This window comes from Streptomyces sp. GS7 (genome assembly GCF_009834125.1).
Lineage (GTDB): Bacteria > Actinomycetota > Actinomycetes > Streptomycetales > Streptomycetaceae > Streptomyces.
The window spans coordinates 8,508,726-8,525,854 of the sequence record NZ_CP047146.1 but is presented as its reverse complement, the minus strand read 5'-3'; the positions used below and the strand labels follow the sequence as shown (position 1 = coordinate 8,525,854).

At 71.9% G+C, this 17,129-nt stretch carries 16 protein-coding genes; 13 read left to right on the top strand and 3 right to left on the bottom strand.

Features of this window, described 5'->3' with window-relative positions; all coding sequences use genetic code 11:
- The first annotated feature begins 164 nt into the window (after positions 1-164).
- The gene (locus tag GR130_RS37050) at positions 165-848 is read left to right on the top strand and encodes a response regulator (RefSeq protein WP_159508761.1); all 684 of its coding nucleotides are present in this window, start codon (positions 165-167) and stop codon (positions 846-848) included.
- A gap of 192 nt (positions 849-1,040) precedes the next feature.
- On the opposite strand, the gene GR130_RS37045 is transcribed toward GR130_RS37050, so the two are convergent.
- Complete coding sequence (locus tag GR130_RS37045; protein WP_159508759.1) at positions 1,041-2,150, bottom strand: DUF5937 family protein; 1,110 nt, start codon at positions 2,148-2,150, stop codon at positions 1,041-1,043.
- 99 nt (positions 2,151-2,249) lie between these two features.
- Between GR130_RS37045 and GR130_RS37040 the strand changes: the two genes are divergently transcribed.
- Positions 2,250-2,489 carry a hypothetical protein gene (locus GR130_RS37040; protein WP_159508757.1) on the top strand — a complete coding sequence of 80 codons (240 nt, stop codon included), beginning with the start codon at positions 2,250-2,252 and terminating at the stop codon, positions 2,487-2,489.
- Between the two features lie 500 nt (positions 2,490-2,989).
- On the opposite strand, the gene GR130_RS37035 is transcribed toward GR130_RS37040, so the two are convergent.
- Positions 2,990-4,141: a threonine aldolase family protein gene (locus GR130_RS37035; protein ID WP_159510470.1), complete on the bottom strand. Its 1,152-nt coding sequence runs from the start codon at positions 4,139-4,141 to the stop codon at positions 2,990-2,992.
- 660 nt (positions 4,142-4,801) lie between these two features.
- Between GR130_RS37035 and GR130_RS37030 the strand changes: the two genes are divergently transcribed.
- From GR130_RS37030 to GR130_RS36985, 10 genes are all read left to right on the top strand, one after another.
- Positions 4,802-5,869 (top strand): Rossmann-like and DUF2520 domain-containing protein, encoded by a 1,068-nt coding sequence (locus GR130_RS37030; RefSeq protein WP_159508755.1) that lies wholly within the window; start codon positions 4,802-4,804, stop codon positions 5,867-5,869.
- A complete protein-coding gene (panC, locus tag GR130_RS37025) occupies positions 5,866-7,062 on the top strand; it encodes a pantoate--beta-alanine ligase (RefSeq protein WP_159508754.1) in 1,197 nt (398 codons plus the stop codon). Before GR130_RS37030 ends, panC begins: the two co-directional genes overlap by 4 nt.
- Positions 7,059-8,876, top strand: coding sequence for an L-aspartate oxidase (locus GR130_RS37020; protein ID WP_159508753.1), 1,818 nt, complete (start codon positions 7,059-7,061; stop codon positions 8,874-8,876). Before panC ends, GR130_RS37020 begins: the two co-directional genes overlap by 4 nt.
- On the top strand, positions 8,873-9,940 hold the full coding sequence (nadC, locus tag GR130_RS37015) for a carboxylating nicotinate-nucleotide diphosphorylase (RefSeq protein WP_159508751.1): 1,068 nt from the start codon (positions 8,873-8,875) through the stop codon (positions 9,938-9,940). The genes GR130_RS37020 and nadC overlap by 4 nt, the downstream gene beginning before the upstream one ends.
- Before the next feature lie 5 nt (positions 9,941-9,945).
- Positions 9,946-10,743: a type III pantothenate kinase gene (locus tag GR130_RS37010; RefSeq protein WP_159508749.1), complete on the top strand. Its 798-nt coding sequence runs from the start codon at positions 9,946-9,948 to the stop codon at positions 10,741-10,743.
- Positions 10,744-10,885: 142 nt separating this feature from the next.
- A complete protein-coding gene (locus tag GR130_RS37005) occupies positions 10,886-11,566 on the top strand; it encodes a hypothetical protein (RefSeq protein WP_159510469.1) in 681 nt (226 codons plus the stop codon).
- 59 nt (positions 11,567-11,625) lie between these two features.
- The gene (locus GR130_RS37000; RefSeq protein WP_159508747.1) at positions 11,626-11,805 is read left to right on the top strand and encodes a hypothetical protein; all 180 of its coding nucleotides are present in this window, start codon (positions 11,626-11,628) and stop codon (positions 11,803-11,805) included.
- Between the two features lie 172 nt (positions 11,806-11,977).
- Positions 11,978-12,436: a BlaI/MecI/CopY family transcriptional regulator gene (locus GR130_RS36995; RefSeq protein WP_201305255.1), complete on the top strand. Its 459-nt coding sequence runs from the start codon at positions 11,978-11,980 to the stop codon at positions 12,434-12,436.
- Positions 12,437-12,445: 9 nt separating this feature from the next.
- Positions 12,446-12,964: an amino-acid N-acetyltransferase gene (locus GR130_RS36990; protein ID WP_159508744.1), complete on the top strand. Its 519-nt coding sequence runs from the start codon at positions 12,446-12,448 to the stop codon at positions 12,962-12,964.
- A gap of 157 nt (positions 12,965-13,121) precedes the next feature.
- Positions 13,122-13,454 carry a histone-like nucleoid-structuring protein Lsr2 gene (locus GR130_RS36985; RefSeq protein ID WP_159508743.1) on the top strand — a complete coding sequence of 111 codons (333 nt, stop codon included), beginning with the start codon at positions 13,122-13,124 and terminating at the stop codon, positions 13,452-13,454.
- On the opposite strand, the gene GR130_RS41175 is transcribed toward GR130_RS36985, so the two are convergent.
- On the bottom strand, positions 13,385-14,065 hold the full coding sequence (locus tag GR130_RS41175; RefSeq protein ID WP_236573829.1) for an SCO3374 family protein: 681 nt from the start codon (positions 14,063-14,065) through the stop codon (positions 13,385-13,387). The genes GR130_RS36985 and GR130_RS41175 overlap by 70 nt on opposite strands.
- 497 nt (positions 14,066-14,562) lie before the next feature.
- On the opposite strand from GR130_RS41175, the gene GR130_RS36980 reads away from it, so the two are divergent.
- Positions 14,563-17,088: an ATP-dependent Clp protease ATP-binding subunit gene (locus tag GR130_RS36980; protein ID WP_159508741.1), complete on the top strand. Its 2,526-nt coding sequence runs from the start codon at positions 14,563-14,565 to the stop codon at positions 17,086-17,088.
- Positions 17,089-17,129 lie beyond the last annotated feature (41 nt).

Below are 17,129 nucleotides of genomic sequence, written 5' to 3'. Positions count from 1 at the left end.
CCACCTCCGCCCACCGCAGCTCCCCCACGCCACAGTCCCCCGCCACAGTTCCCGCCAACCCACACACCCCCACGCACCGCCCCACATCGCTCTCCGCCCCCCCCGCCATCCCCTACACCCTCTCTACGCCTCAGCCGACCGACCCGTGAAGGGATCTCCCTGCCATGACCATCCGCGTGATGCTCGTCGACGACCAGGTGCTGCTGCGCACCGGCTTCCGGATGGTGCTGGCCGCGCAGCCCGACATGGAGGTCGTCGCCGAGGCGGGGAACGGGGCGCAGGCGCTGGAGGTGCTGCGTGGAACCGAGGTCGACGTGATCCTCATGGACGTCCGGATGCCGCAGCTCGACGGGGTGGAGGCCACCCGCCGGATCTGCGCGGGCGGGCAGCAGGAAGGCGCCCCGAAGGTGCTCATCCTGACCACCTTCGACCTGGACGAGTACGCCTTCTCCGCGCTGAAGGCCGGGGCCAGCGGCTTCATGCTCAAGGACGTGCCGCCCAGCGAGCTGCTCGCCGCGATCCGCGCGGTGCACAGCGGCGACGCCGTCGTCGCGCCGTCCACCACCCGCCGCCTCCTCGACCGCTTCACACCGATGCTGCCCGCCACCGCCGCCGAGCCGGTGCGCCCCGAACTGGAGCGGCTGACGGACCGTGAGCGCGAGGTGCTGCTGCTGGTCGCGCAGGGGCTGTCGAACGGTGAGATCGCGGCGCGGCTGGTGCTGTCCGAGGCGACGGTCAAGACCCATGTGGGCCGGATCCTCACGAAGTTGAGCCTGCGGGACCGGGTCCAGGCCGTGGTGCTGGCCTACGAGACGGGGCTGGTGCGGGCCGGGGGCGCGGGAGCGTAGGGCGTAGCAGGGCGTGCGGCGGGGTGGGGAGGTATGACGGGGTAGGCATGACCGGGGAGAGCTGAGGGGGGCGGCAGCTGCCCACAACTGCCGCCAGCTGCCGTCAACTGCCATCCCCGGCACGCCGTTGACGCAGTACGTGCCTCGATGGACTACGTGTCTTGGTGCGCTGCGCGTCAATGAGCCATGGCTTCAGCGCAGCACACCCTCAAGGAAATCGCTGCCCAGTCGGGCCACCACCTGGAGGTCCAGCTGGTGCAGCACATAACGCCCGCGCCGCCGCGTCTGGAGCAGCCCGGCCTTCTTCAGCACCGCGACATGCCGCGACACCTCGGGCGCCGTGATACCGAACGCGGTCGCCAGCTCCCCCGTCGTATGCGGCCCCCGCGACAGCGACCGGCACAGCCGCATCCGCATCGGGTGGCTGAGCGCCTCCAGCCGCTGCTGAACGAGTTCCAGTGTGGCGGTGGCGGGCAACTCCTGGCCGGCGACCGGGTATTGGAGCACCGGACGCCAGCCTGGGGCGTGGCTGAACAGCAGATGCGGCCAGCCGAACGACGTCGGCAGGAAGGTGATCCCGGGATCCCCGGGGCTGGCGAACGCCGTCGTCCGCCCGACGGCGAGCTTGTCGACCAGGATCCGGGCGCCGCCGCTGCCGTCCTGCGCCTCGTCCAGCGAAAGCGCTCGCGAGGTCGCCCGGAGCGTCTCGGCCAGCCCCTTGTGCCGCAGCAACTCGGTCTTGTGCCGGGCGTCCGCAGCCAGCTGGATGCCCACCCGCCGCCAGATGTCCCCGAAGAACGCGTCCTCGCAGTCCTCGAACAGGCGCCGCAACCACGCCCGCAGCCGGTCCGGGTCGGTCAGCATCCGATCCGTGAACCCCGCCTGCCGCGGGCCGCGCGCCGCCGCCATCTCCCGTACGCGGGCCCGCTCACCCTCGTCGACCAGGGGCGACGGCGTGAGGCGGGTGTATGCCGGCGAACACGTGATCTCGAAGACAGCGGCTACGAACCGCTCGTCGTCGATCTTGTCGAGTTCGTCGAGATCCTCGGCCAGCGTGGCCCCCGGGTGGGAGGGCAGCAGGATGTCCGAACGGGCGGACCGCCACAGGAAGTCCGCCTCGCACAACCGGTCGGCGAGGTCGGTCTTCAGCCCCGCGTTGGTCGCGGTGACCCAGCCGTGCAGCCCGGGGTGGTGCGCCGGCTCGGACAGTGCGTGCAGCGCCGCGCCCAGTTCCGCCAACGGGGAGGGCGCGAAGACGACGCGCTCCGGCGGCAGCCCGGTGATGTCGATGACGTTGGCCATGTACCCATCATGCGCGAGGCCGCGACCTGCGACGTCGTCGATTGACGGCTCCCGTCAATCGACGCGCGGCGGCCGTCGGCCCGCCCCACAGTGAGAAACATGAACGCCACACAGCAGCACCTCCTCGACACCTACCGCGCAGCTCAGCAGGGCCAGGCCGCCCCGCCCGCACCCGGCGCGGCCACCGTCCGCGTCGTCCGTGAGATCCAGCAGTGGCGCCGTTTTCAGGCCATCGTCACGGATCCGGCGGACCGGTGGCGGGCACGGGCGGGGCGGTCGAGGTGGGTGGGGTGGTTGCGGCGGGTGGGTGGGGTGGGTCGGGCGGGGGGTACGGGGTGAATGGGGGGTGGCGGGGTCGGTGTCCCGCTCCCTTCCCCGGGGGCCCCTCCCCCCGCCCCACCCCACCCCCGCCCCTCTCGCGAAAGACTCCGGCGCAGCGCCGACCGCCCCGCCCGCCCCGGGCCGGTCCGCGCGGACGGCGAACTAGCGCGGCCACCTCGGGGCATCCGTGCCCGCTGCGGCCTCGGCTCGCGCACAAGGCAAGGCGTCGGCGGTCACGACGGGCTCAGTGGTGCCCACCGCGTGGCTATCCGCACCCGTGTGGGCTCGGCTGCGACCTCGTTGAACCCGCCCGCAGCGGGCGCCGCCACTGCCCTGGGGGTAGGGGGCCGGGTCCGGGGCGGGGCCGGGCTATCCGTGCCGCCGTTGAGCCCACCCCCATCCGCGTCGAGCCGGCCCCGACACCAGCGGCCCTGGCTCCACCTCGGCAGGGCCCAGCCCCGCCCGCGTCCAACTCGGCCCAACTCGGCCCAAGTTAGCCCAACCCCCTTCCCCCGGCCTCAGCCGTCGATGCGTGACACGAAGTCGGCCACGGCCGTGCGTATCTCCTCCGGAGTCCAGTCCATCGCGGACGACGTCACCGTCACCTCCGTCTGCGCTATTCCCGGCGGTCCTGCCGGGCCGGGCTCGAACCAGGTGCGGAACAGCGTCGTCCGGGTCTCCTCCGCGAGCCGGATGCCCGCCTCGTTCAGTACATCCGGCGGGTGCGGGAGCCATACCTGGAACTGATGGGTGTGCGGTATCTCCGGGTGCACCCTGAACCACGGCACGCCCGACTCCGCCATACCCTCCCGCAGCGCCTGCGCGACGACCTTCGCGTGTGCCACGTAGTCCGGAAGCCGGGGTAGCTCGCGGTCCAGTCCGGCCAGGGCGGTCAGCGCCGTCGGCCACTGCTGGAACAGCTGCCCGCCGTACCGGTGCCGCCAGGCCCGCGCTTCCTCCACGAAGTCCTCGGTGCCGGCGAGAGCAGCGCCTGATATGCCGCCCAGGGACTTGTAGTAGGAGACATAGACGCTGTCCGCGAGGGCGGCGATCTCCGGGAGAGTGCGCCCGAAGTGCGGGGCGCACTCCCACAACCGGGCGCCGTCGAAGTGCACCACCGCGTCCCGGTCGCGGGCCGCCGCCACCGTCGCCGTCAGTTCCTCCCACGTCGGGAGGAGGAATCCGGCGTCCCGCAGCGGGAGTTCGAGGGCCAGGGTCCCGAACGGCTCCTGGATGTCGTAGATCTCGGCGGCGGTCGGCAGCCGCGGGGCGTTCGTCGGATGCACCATGCGCAGCCCGCTGACCACGGCATAGGCGTCGCGCTCATGCACCTCCATATGGGACAGGGGATGGCCGGCGACCGTCGAGCCGCCCGTCCGCCCCGCCCAGCAGCGCAGGGCCACCTGCTGCGCCATCGTGCCGGTGGGGAAGAACGCGGCGGCCTCGGTGCCCAGCGCCTCGGCCGTGCGGCGCTCCAGCTCGCCGACGATGCTGTCGTCGATGCCGTAGATATCCGTCCAGTCATCGAGGTTGTACACATCGGGAGCGTCGGCCGCCAGGCGCGCCAGCCGCTCCCGGATCGTCTCGACGGCCGGGCCGCTCAGCTGGCGTGCGGAGCCGCGGTGTGCGGTGATCCGTCGTTTCCGCGCGAGTGCGGCGTCGCCCTCCATGGTGGTCGGCGCCCCGTCCCCGGGTGTCTCGTTCTGCGCTTTCCCGTGCCGGGGCGTCTCGTGCCGGGGTGCCCCATGCTGGTCTGCCACGTTCCAGTCCGCCGCTCCGTTCTGGTCTGTCCCATGGTGATCTGTTTCGTTGTGATCTGTTCCGTTCTGTGTCATGTCCCCCGCCTCCCCTGCGTTTCGCGCTGTGTGCGCGGCGATGCGTCGATCATGGCGTAGGCGGGCGGGAGGCGGCGAGCCCTGTGGATAACTTTCGGAGGGAGGCTGAGGCGTGTGCCGGGCAGCCCTCTGGCGCGGCGGAAAACGGCTGGTGGGCGGCCATGGGGAGGCCAGGGGGGAGGGCGCGAGGGAGAGGGGGGCGGGGGAGAGGGCGCGGTCGCCGACGTCCGAAGTCCGCGCGACCTGCCCGCCCGCTCGCCGCCCCCTGCCCGCCCGTTCGCCGGTCGGACCGGCGACAGCGCCGGCCCCGCCACCGGCCGCCCCGCGGCGCCCCGCCCGGGAAGTCGATCGGCTTCGCCGCGTGGTGGGGCGGTTCTCCTCGGAGACCTCCGTCTCACCCGCCGTACAGCTCTCCGGGCCGTCGGAGGCACTCGCGTAGCATGGCGACGAATCGTCCGGTACCCCCCGCGGACTGGAACGGAAGGCCGTCGCCGCGTGAATGCTCACCCACCCATCGAGGCCCAGGACCGGCCCGCCCGGCTCACCGTCGGAGTCGTCGGCGCAGGCCGTGTCGGGCCCGCGCTCGCCGCGTCCCTGCAGCTTGCCGGGCATCGTCCGGTCGCCGTTTCGGGGGTCTCCGACGCCTCGGTGCGGCGGGCCGCCGAGCTGCTGCCCGACGTTCCGCTGGTCACCCCGGCCGAGGTGCTGGCCCGTGCCGATCTCGTGCTGCTGACCGTCCCCGACGACGCGCTGGCCGGCCTGGTGAGCGGGCTCGCCGAGACCGGCGCCGTGCGGCCGGGCCAGCTGCTGGTGCACACGTCCGGGCGCTACGGAACGGCGGTGCTGGATCCGGCCACGCGGGCCGGTGCGCTGCCGCTGGCGCTGCATCCGGCGATGACGTTCACGGGCACGTCGGTGGACGTCCAGCGGCTCGCCGGCTGCTCGTTCGGGGTGACCGCGCCGGAGGAGCTGCGGATGGCGGCCGAGGCGCTGGTCATCGAGATGGGCGGGGAGCCGGAGTGGATCGCGGAGTCCGCCCGTCCGCTGTATCACGCGGCGCTGGCCATCGGTGCGAACTACCTGGTCACGCTGGTCGCGCAGTCGATGGAGCTGCTGCGGAAGGCAGGTGTCCAGGCCCCGGACCGGATGCTCGGCCCGCTGCTCGGAGCGGCCCTGGACAATGCGCTGCGGTCCGGTGACGCGGCCCTGACGGGGCCGGTCGCACGGGGCGACGCGGGCACCGTCGCGGCCCATGTGGCGGAGTTGCGCCGCCATGCGCCGCAGGCCGTCGCCGGGTATCTGGCGATGGCCCGTACGACCGCGGACCGGGCGCTGGCCCGCGGTCTGCTCAAGCCGGAACTGGCCGAGGAGCTGCTGGACGTGCTCGCGGGTCCGGCATCCGAGGGGGCCGTGGCGCCGGCGGGCGGTGCGCTCCCGGAGGGCGGCGCGCGCTCCGGAGCCTCCGGGCCCCCCGGCGCCGAGTCCCCGGAAACCCCAGAGACCCCAGACACCCCCGAGTCCCCAGAATCCCCCGACCCCGGCCCCTCCGGAGGCGACGCATGACCTCCTCGCCCGTCAGCCCGTCCCTGGATGCCGGTCGGCAGCCGGCGCCGCGGCCCCGGCTCGTGCACACCGCCGCGGCGCTGCGGGAGCTGTCCCGCGGTAGTGGCGCGAGGGCCGTTGTCATGACCATGGGCGCACTGCACGACGGGCACGCGGCCCTGGTCCGGGCGGCCCGTGACCACGTCGGGCCGAAGGGCCAGGTCGTGGTCACGGTGTTCGTCAATCCGCTGCAGTTCGGTGCGGGCGAGGACCTCGACCGCTACCCGCGCACCCTGGACGCGGATGTCGTCCTGGCCGGCGAGGCGGGTGCCGACGCCGTGTTCGCACCGTCCGTCGACGAGGTCTACCCGGGCGGCGAACCGCAGGTCCGGATCAGCGCGGGCCCCATGGGGACCGTCCTCGAAGGGGCCAGCCGCCCCGGGCACTTCGACGGCGTCCTCACCGTCGTCGCCAAGCTCCTCCATCTGACCGCGCCGGACGTCGCGTTCTTCGGGGAGAAGGACGCCCAGCAGCTCGCGGTCATCCGGCGGATGGCCGCCGACCTCAATTTCCCCGTCGAGATCGTCGGTGTCCCCACGGTCCGGGAGAGCGACGGGCTGGCCCGCTCCAGCCGCAACCGCTACCTCTCCGGCCCGGAGCGGCGCACCGCGCTCGCGCTCTCCGCGGCGCTCTTCGCGGCCCGCGACCGGCTCACCGCCGAGGAGGCGCTGCGGGCCCGCGCGGCGTCCAGCGGGCACCCGACGCAGGACCGTTCCGCGGCGCTGGCCGCCCTGGGCGAGGACCGGGCCGCCGCCGACGCGCACGCCGTCGCCTACGCCGCGTCCGGGCCGCCGCACGGCCCGTCCGTGGCCCGCGCCGCGGCCCGCGCGGTGCTGACGGACGCCGCCCACCTCGAACCGCCGCTGCGCCTCGATTACGTGGCCCTGGTCGACCCGGGGGACTTCACCGAGGTCGCGGACGGCTACGAGGGCGAGGCGATCCTGGCGGTCGCCGCCAAGGTGGGCACCACGCGGCTGATCGACAACGTCCGGCTGGTGTTCGCCGGGGGCGCGGCGCCGGCCGACGCCCCCGAGGCCGCGCAGCACCCGGACCGTCCGGGGGCCGGCCCGCAGACGGCCCCGGCATCCCCGGCATCCCCCGTATCGTCCCCGAAACCCACCCCACCCCAAGGCCCCCTCGGAGCGACCCGATGACCGCTAGCGGAACCGGCAACGGCCCCACCGGCATACGCCTCACCGCCCCCGCCCCCGGGTGGTCCATCACGGCGGACGTCGTCGTGGTGGGCTCCGGGGTGGCCGGACTGACCGCGGCGCTGCGCTGCGCCGCCGCCGGCCGCCGGACCGTCGTCGTCACCAAGGCCCGGCTCGACGACGGCTCCACCCGTTGGGCGCAGGGCGGTATCGCCGCGGCCCTCGGAGACGGCGACACGCCCGAGCAGCACCTGGCGGACACCCTCGTCGCGGGCGCCGGTCTGTGCGACGAGGCGGCGGTGCGGGCGCTGGTGACCGAGGGCCCGGACGCCGTCCACCGGCTGATCGGGGCGGGCGCCCGCTTCGACACCGCGCCCGGCAGCGACGAGATCGCGCTCGCCAGGGAGGGCGGCCACCACCGCCGCCGGATCGCGCACGCCGGCGGTGACGCCACCGGCGCGGAGATCTCCCGCGCGCTGGTCGCCGCGGTGCGGACCGCGGGCCTGCGCACCATCGAGAACGCGCTGGTCCTCGACCTCCTGACCGACGCCCACGGCCGCACCGCCGGCGTCACCCTGCATGTCATGGGGGAGGGCCAGCACGACGGTGTCGGGGCGGTGCACGCCCCGGCGGTGGTGCTCGCCACCGGGGGCATGGGGCAGGTCTTCTCCGCGACCACCAACCCGGCCGTGTCCACGGGCGACGGGGTGGCGCTGGCGCTGCGCGCCGGCGCCGAGGTCTCGGACCTCGAATTCGTCCAATTCCACCCCACCGTCCTGTATTTGGGGCCGGAGGCGGAGGGTCAGCAGCCGCTGATCTCGGAGGCCGTACGGGGTGAGGGCGCGCATCTGGTCGACGCGGCCGGCACGCGGTTCATGGTCGGGCAGCACGAGCTGGCCGAGCTGGCGCCGCGCGACATCGTGGCCAAGGCGATCATGCGGCGGGCGCAGGAACAGGGCGTCGAGCACATGTACTTGGACGCCCGCCACTTCGGCGCCGAGATGTGGCGGAACCGCTTCCCGACGATCCTGGCCGCCTGCCGCTCCCACGGCATCGACCCGGTCACCGAGCCGATACCGGTCGCCCCGGCCGCGCACCACGCCTCCGGCGGCGTCCGCACCGATCTGCACGGCCGAACGACCGTCCCGGGCCTGTACGCGTGCGGCGAGGTCGCCTGCACCGGAGTCCACGGCGCCAACCGCCTGGCCTCCAACTCCCTTCTGGAGGGCCTGGTGTTCGCGGAGCGGATCGCCGCGGACATCGCCTCCGACGGGGCGGCGGGCCGCGTCCCGGAGCCGGTCCCGTCCGCCGTCGAGGGGCGCGGGGCGCCGCGCGCGCTGCCCCTCCTCGCGCCCGAGACCCGCGCCGCGGTCCAGCGCGTCATGACCGCCGGCGCCGGCGTCCTGCGCAGCGCCGGGGGCCTGGCCCGGGCCGCCGCGGACCTCGACGGCCTGCACCGCGCGGCGACCGAGGCGGCCCTGGCGGCGCAGGCGCCCGGTGCCGCCGGGGGAGCGGACGCCCCGCCGGCCCAGACCAAGGCCCCCGAGCCCGGCGTGGAGGCGTGGGAGGCCACCAACCTGCTGTGTGTCGCGCGGGTCCTGGTCGCCGCCGCGCAGCGCCGCGAGGAGACCCGCGGCTGCCATTGGCGCGAGGACCACCCGGAGCGCGACGATGCCTCCTGGCGCCGGCACTTCCGCATCACCCTCGGCGCGGACCGCGCCCTGGACATCCGCACGACGGCGACCGCCGACTTCCCGCCGACCACCGGCAGCACCTCTCAGCCCGTCCCCACCCCCGATACGGAGCCCGCCCCGTGAGCAGCACCCCCGGTACCCCCGATGGCCTTCCCCTCCTCCAGATCGGCCGGCCCGGAGCCGTCCCCGCCGGAGGCGGCTGCGGCGACGCCTGCGGGTGCGCCGGCGACGACGACTCGTACGAGCTGGACCCGCTGACCTGCGGGCTCGACCCCGACCTGGCCGCGCTCCTGGTGGCCGCCGGGCTCGACCCCGTACAGGTCGAGGACATCGCGCACATGGCCATCGAGGAGGACCTCGATCAGGGAGTGGACGTCACCACCGTGGCGACGGTCCCCGAAGACGCCGTCGCCACCGGGGACTTCACGGCCCGGCAGGCCGGTACGGTCGCCGGGCTGCGGGTCGCCGAGGCGGTGCTGTCCATCGTGTGCACCGACGAGTTCGAGGTCGAGCGGCACGTGGCGGACGGCGACCGGGTCACCCCCGGGCAGAAGCTGCTGTCGGTCACCACCCGCACCCGCGACCTGCTCACCGCCGAGCGCAGCGCACTGAACCTGCTGGGCCGGCTGTCCGGTATCGCGACCGTGACCCGGGCGTGGGCGGACGTCCTCGAAGGCACCAAGGCGAAGGTCCGCGACACCCGGAAGACGACGCCGGGCCTGCGCGCCCTGGAGAAGTTCGCGGTGCGCTGCGGCGGCGGCGTCAACCACCGCATGTCGCTGTCGGACGCGGCGCTGATCAAGGACAACCACGTCGTCGCGGCGGGCGGTGTCGCCGCCGCGTTCTCCGCCGTACGGACCGAGTTCCCCGGTGTGCCGATCGAGGTGGAGGTGGACCGGCTCGACCAGATCCCGCCGATCCTCGCCGAGGGCGCCGACCTGATCCTGCTGGACAACTTCACGCCGGAGCAGACCAAGGAGGCCGTCGACCTGGTCGCCGGCCGCGCGATCCTGGAGTCCTCCGGCCGGCTCACCCTCGCCAACGCCCGCGCGTACGCGGAGACCGGAATCGACTTCCTGGCGGTGGGCGCGCTCACCCACTCCGCACCGGTCCTCGACATCGGCCTGGACCTGCGCGAGGGCGACGCCGGCGAGGGCGCCGACGCACGCGATCACGAGGACCGCTGACCACCATGCTGCTGACCATCGACGTAGGCAACACGCACACCGTCCTGGGGCTCTTCGACGGCGAGGAGATCGTCGAGCACTGGCGGATCTCCACCGACGCCCGCCGCACCGCCGACGAACTGGCCGTGCTCCTCCAGGGCCTCATGGGCATGCACCCGCTGCTCGGCGACGACCTGGGCGACGGCATCGAGGGCATCTCCATCTGCTCGACCGTGCCGTCCGTGCTGCACGAGCTGCGCGAGGTGACCCGGCGCTACTACGGCGACGTCCCGGCCGTCCTCGTGGAGCCGGGCGTCAAGACCGGCGTGCCGATCCTCATGGACAACCCCAAGGAGGTCGGCGCCGACCGGATCATCAACGCGCTGGCGGCCGTCGAGCTGTACGGCGGCCCCGCGGTGGTCGTCGACTTCGGTACGGCCACCACCTTCGACGCGGTCAGCGCGCGCGGCGAGTACGTGGGCGGGGTGATCGCGCCGGGTATCGAGATCTCGGTGGACGCGCTGGGCGTCAGGGGCGCCCAGCTCCGCAAGATCGAGCTGGCCCGGCCGCGCAGCGTCATCGGCAAGAACACCGTCGAGGCGATGCAGTCCGGCATCCTCTACGGCTTCGCCGGCCAGGTGGACGGTGTGGTGCACCGGATGGCCCGGGAGCTGGCGGACGACCCGGAGGACGTGACGGTGATCGCCACCGGCGGGCTGGCGCCGATGGTGCTCGGCGAGTCCTCGGTGATCGACGAACACGAGCCGTGGCTGACCCTGATCGGCCTGCGGCTGGTGTACGAGCGGAACATCAGCCGCGCGTAGCGGGCCCCGGCGGCGGGTCCGGCCGGTGCGCGCGTGTGACGGCGCGGCCCGCTGCCGCGCCACCGCATGCGAATTAAGTGGCTTTTGTCCGAATCGGTCGTAAAGTCACGGCATGCCAATGCCATACGGATCCCGCGGCGGCATGGCCTTCGGCGCCGATGAGCTGCGTGTGCTGCGTCGCGCCCTCGCCCATGCCCTCCAGTCGACGTCCCACGCCGTCCCACTGGACGCCCTCGGCCCGGACCGGTCGCAGGACGTCCAGGAATACCTGCGGCTGGCCGAGGCGGTGGACGAGGCGGTCCGCGAAGGGGCCCGCCTGCGCGCCTTCCTGCTCGCCGACCTCGCCCGCTATCGCGCCGCCCTGCCCGGCGCGGCCACCGGCTACCTCACGCGGCTCCAGGAGGCGCTGGCGGCCGGCCACATCCCCGGTCCCGACGACCTCGCGGCGCTGCGCTCCCTGCTGGCGCGGCCCACCGGCGCCGCCGAGCGCAAGCGCCGCCGCGCCCTGCTGGGGCACTGCGAGCGGCTGGCCGAGCACTCCGTGCGGGCGCGGCTGCGCGCACTGCCGGGCGGGCGCTCGGGCGGCTCCCCGGACGGCCTCCCGGGCGGACGCCCCGGCGCCCGGCCGCGTCCGGGCCCGGACTCCGGCCCCGGCCCCGAACGGGACCCCCAGAAGGAGCCGCGGCCCGAACCGCAGCGGGAGCGGCCCCGCCCCGCACCCGCCCCCAAGGCGCCGCGCCCGGACCGTCCCATCCCGACCCCGGGCGAGGTGTTCCCGCCGCGGCGGAAGCCTGCCCCACCCCCCGAGGCCCGCACCGCATGAGCGCTGCGTACTCTGGCTGAGTACTTTCGCGGGCTCATGCCCACAAGGAGGCCCATGCCATGGATTACGTCTCAGCGCTGCTGCCGCCCGTCGTGATGGCCGTGGCCTTCACCTGCCTGATCGTGACGATGATCAAGAGCCAGGGCGGCCAGAACAAGTCCAAGGAAGACGCGGCGGTCGACGAGGCGTTCGCCCGTGCCGAGGCCGCCGGGCAGAAGCCCAAGGCCTTCGGCGCCTGACCCGCCACCGCCTTTTCCGGCGGTCCGCCCGCACAGTACGGCCCGGGATTGACCATCCCGGGCCGTACCTCCTTTTTCCGGGCCAAACGCAACGAGATCAACCGGCATTCGCGACATCTCCCACTATTCTTCTTGTGTGCCGAGACGCTTGGGTGATCTGGAAGACGCGGTGATGACGCGGGTCTGGGAGTGGAACCGCCCGGTCACCGTTCGAGAAGTCCTGGAAGATCTCCAGAAGGAACGGTCGATCGCCTACACAACGGTCATGACCGTATTGGACAACCTGCATCAGAAGGGCTGGGTGCGCCGGGAAGCGGAAGGCCGCGCCTATCGATATGAAGCGGTCTCCACTCGCGCCGCCTACTCGGCCGCACTGATGAACGAGGCATGGTCCGCCAGTGACAACCCCGCCGCCGCACTTGTGGCCTTCTTCGGCATGATGTCGCCGGAACAACGGCACGCTCTGCGCGATGCCGTACGGATGGTCCAGGCCGACGATCCCGTCGAGGCGGAGGAAGAACAGACCCCCGCCCGCGAAGAACAGCCACAAGCACAGCCGCAAGCCGCGGATGACCCGGCATCGGGCGACGGAGATGAACCCGGGGCGGGTGCGGACAGCAAGGGGCGATAGCGTCCGGGCATGCCTGCGCATTCAAAAGGGCTCACCGTCCGCCGTGCCCGGACCAGCGATGTACCGGCCGTACGCCGCCTCATCGACGCCTACTCGCGCGACGGGATCCTGCTCGACAAAGCCACCGTCACGCTTTACGAGGACATCCAGGAGTTCTGGGTCGCCGAGCGCGACGAAGACGCCGAGGTCGTCGGCTGCGGAGCACTCCACGTCATGTGGGAAGACCTGGCAGAGGTCCGCACCCTGGCAGTGGATCCGGAGCTGAAGGGAGCGGGGGTCGGCCACCAAGTCCTCGACAAGCTGCTGCGTACCGCAAGGTGGCTCGGAGTGCGACGAATTTTCTGTCTCACCTTCGAAGTCGACTTCTTCGTCAAGCACGGCTTCGTGGAGATCGGCGAGACTCCCGTAGACGGTGATGTCTACAGCGAACTGCTGCGTTCCTATGACGAGGGGGTTGCGGAGTTCCTCGGCCTCGAACGAGTGAAGCCCAACACCCTGGGTAACAGCCGCATGCTTCTGCACCTGTGATCAGCGTTCTATGTCCGAATCGCTCCCCTATCTCATGGCTACGGACGCATGCGTTCCCCGCTCACTGGGCAAGTGAACCCTACCCAAGGGTTTGTGTTTTTCCCGGAAAAGCGGTTTGCTTTCCGTCGTAATCCACATTCGATGAAAGGGAAACCCGGTGGCACAGAAGGTTCAGGTTCTTCTTGTGGACGACCTCGACGGCGGCGAGGCCCACGAGACCGTGACGTTCGCGCTCGACGGTAAGTCCTACGAGATCGACCTCTCCGAGGTCAACGCCGACAAGCTCCGCGACTCGCTCGCCGAGTTCGTGAAGGCCGGCCGCAAGACCGGTGGCCGTTCCGGTGGCCGCGGCAAGGTCCGCGCCGCTTCCGCAGGCTCTCCCGACACCGCGAAGATCCGTGCGTGGGCCAAGGAGAACGGCTACAACGTCAATGACCGCGGCCGTGTCCCCGCCGACATTCGCGAGGCATTCGAGAAGGCCAACGGCTGATCGCCGCACGCGCGATCCGATTGAGCATTACGAGCACGCACCAACCGGGCACGGTGGCACTCGGTGGCCGCCGCGCTCACGAGCCGTACGAGGTCGGGGGCGCCCCCACCGTCCCCGATTCCTGCCCCGAACCCCGTGGTGGGCAGGGAATTCTCCGCCCCGTACCCAGGCCGGGGAGGCCGCACCCATCCCGCGGCCTCCCGCGCGCCGAATCCGCCTGACGCCCGGCCCCCCAGGGGGAGCGACGGCGCGGGCATCCGGTCACCGGCGCCACGTGCCGTGAGATCCGCCGCGAGTGCGCCCCACTCCAGCCATTCCAGGATTCCCGGGAGTTCCTCGGCACCGCCGGCAGCGACGAGCATGAGCAATTTCGGCCGATCCCCGAGGTGTTTCCCGCCGCGTCCGCCCCTGAGGAACGCGACCGGACCCGTGTGCGGCATCCGCCGCAGCACGGCGATTCCGGCGTCGGCCGGCACCTCCAGGGCGTCGAAGCACACCCCCGTGAGGAGTTCCACCTGCTCCGTGCCGGTGGTCGGCCAGCCCATTTCCTCCTCGTACCACCGGCGGACGGCGGAGAGGGGGGAGCGGGGTCGCGGAAGCGCGCGGGGCATGCCTGGTGCAACTCCCGGCACCGCAGGAAGTTACGTCGGGTGTCCGTAAGGATGCGCTCCGTATATCCCCGGGGGGAGTGCGGGGGCGTCCGGTGGTGTGCGGATGTTCGCCCGTAGCGGATGGAAAAGGTCCGCGCCGCATGGAGTGTCAGTGGCAGCGGGTAAGAAAGTCTCAGTGGGAAGAGACGCTGTGACCGGCGCTCGGAGCGGTTCGCCGCGGTCTCCGGCCGGCGGCCGACGGCGTGTCGGGGAGGGCCGCGTTCGCCACGGGCGTAGTGGCGGCGGGCGTATATGCCTGGCCTGCGGGAACATCGTCTCGCACCATCGAGTTGGAGCAGATGTCAGCTGTTCGGCAGTAAATTTCCCCGTCGGAGCGGGGTGATCCGGACGGGTGTCGGCAGTTGGAATGAGCTGTCCCGCCCTGCGGGACTAGCATGCGGAAGGACAGGGAGGGGACCGACCCCTAACTGCCTGACCGCTCTGAGGAGCGATTAACGATGTTCGAGAGGTTCACCGACCGTGCGCGGCGGGTTGTCGTCCTGGCTCAGGAAGAAGCCCGGATGCTCAACCACAACTACATCGGCACCGAACACATCCTCCTGGGTCTGATCCACGAGGGTGAGGGTGTCGCCGCTAAGGCCCTGGAGAGCCTCGGCATTTCGCTTGAGGCGGTCCGCCAGCAGGTGGAGGAGATCATCGGCCAGGGCCAGCAGGCCCCGTCCGGCCACATTCCCTTCACTCCCCGTGCCAAGAAGGTCCTGGAGCTGTCGCTCCGCGAGGCCCTCCAGCTCGGCCACAACTACATCGGCACCGAGCACATCCTGCTCGGCCTGATCCGCGAGGGCGAGGGTGTCGCCGCCCAGGTCCTCGTGAAGCTCGGCGCCGATCTCAACCGGGTCCGGCAGCAGGTCATCCAGCTGCTGTCCGGCTACCAGGGCAAGGAAGCCGCCACCGCGGGCGGCCCGGCCGAGGGCACGCCTTCGACCTCGCTCGTCCTGGACCAGTTCGGCCGCAACCTCACGCAGGCCGCCCGGGAAACCAAGCTCGACCCGGTCATCGGGCGCGAGAAGGAAATCGAGCGGGTCATGCAGGTGCTGTCCCGCCGTACGAAGAACAACCCGGTCCTCATCGGCGAGCCCGGCGTCGGCAAGACGGCGGTCGTCGAGGGCCTGGCGCAGGCCATCGTCAAGGGCGAGGTGCCCGAGACCCTCAAGGACAAGCACCTCTACACCCTCGACCTCGGCGCGCTGGTCGCCGGCTCCCGCTACCGCGGTGACTTCGAAGAGCGCCTGAAGAAGGTCCTCAAGGAGATCCGCACCCGCGGCGACATCATCCTGTTCATCGACGAGCTGCACACCCTGGTCGGCGCGGGCGCCGCCGAGGGCGCCATCGACGCCGCGAGCATCCTCAAGCCGATGCTGGCGCGTGGCGAGCTGCAGACCATCGGCGCGACGACGCTGGACGAGTACCGCAAGCACCTGGAGAAGGACGCGGCCCTGGAGCGCCGCTTCCAGCCGATCCAGGTCGCCGAGCCGTCGCTGCCGCACACCATCGAGATCCTCAAGGGCCTGCGGGACCGCTACGAGGCGCACCACCGCGTGTCCATCACGGACTCCGCGCTGGTCGCCGCGGCCACCCTCGCCGACCGCTACATCTCCGACCGCTTCCTGCCGGACAAGGCGATCGACCTGATCGACGAGGCCGGCTCCCGGATGCGGATCCGCCGGATGACCGCGCCGCCGGACCTGCGCGAGTTCGACGAGAAGATCGCCGACGTGCGCCGCGAGAAGGAGTCCGCGATCGACTCGCAGGACTTCGAGATGGCCGCCGGCCTGCGCGACAAGGAGAAGCAGCTCCTGGCCGCGAAGGCGAAGCGGGAGAAGGAGTGGAAGGCCGGCGACATGGACGTCGTCGCCGAGGTGGACGAGGAGCTGATCGCCGAGGTCCTGGCCACGGCCACGGGCATCCCGGTCTTCAAGCTCACCGAGGAGGAGTCCTCGCGTCTCCTGCGGATGGAAGACGAGCTGCACAAGCGCGTCATCGGCCAGAAGGACGCCATCAAGGCGCTCTCCCAGGCCATCCGCCGCACCCGTGCCGGTCTGAAGGACCCCAAGCGTCCCGGTGGCTCGTTCATCTTCGCCGGCCCGTCCGGTGTCGGTAAGACCGAGCTGTCCAAGACGCTCGCCGAGTTCCTCTTCGGCGACGAGGACGCGCTGATCTCCCTCGACATGTCGGAGTTCAGCGAGAAGCACACCGTCTCGCGGCTCTTCGGCTCGCCTCCCGGCTACGTCGGCTACGAAGAGGGCGGCCAGCTGACCGAGAAGGTCCGCCGCAAGCCGTTCTCGGTGGTGCTCTTCGACGAGGTCGAGAAGGCCCACCCGGACATCTTCAACTCGCTGCTGCAGATCCTGGAGGACGGTCGCCTGACCGACTCCCAGGGCCGGGTCGTGGACTTCAAGAACACGGTCATCATCATGACCACCAACCTCGGCACCCGGGACATCTCCAAGGGCTTCAACCTGGGCTTCGCCGCCCAGGGCGACGTCAAGACCGGCTACGAGCGGATGAAGAACAAGGTCAACGAAGAGCTCAAGCAGCACTTCCGCCCCGAGTTCCTCAACCGTGTCGACGACACCGTCGTCTTCCACCAGCTCACCGAGGAAGACATCATCCAGATCGTCGACCTCATGATCGCCAAGGTGGACGAGCGGCTGAAGGACCGCGACATGGGCATCGAGCTCAGTGGCGAGGCCAAGTCGCTGCTGGCCAAGCGCGGGTACGACCCGGTGCTCGGCGCCCGTCCGCTGCGCCGCACGATTCAGCGCGAGATCGAGGACGCCCTCTCGGAGAAGATCCTCTTCAGCGAGCTGCGTCCCGGCCACATCGTGGTCGTCGACGTCGAGGGCGAGGGTGAGACCGCCAAGTTCACCTTCCGCGGCGAGGAGAAGTCGGCGGTGCCGAGCGCCCCGCCGGTGGAGTCCACGGCGGGTGGGTCGGGTCCCAACCTGAGCAAGGACGCGTAGTCCCTGACATACGCAGCCGCCCCGGAACCGTTTCGTACGGG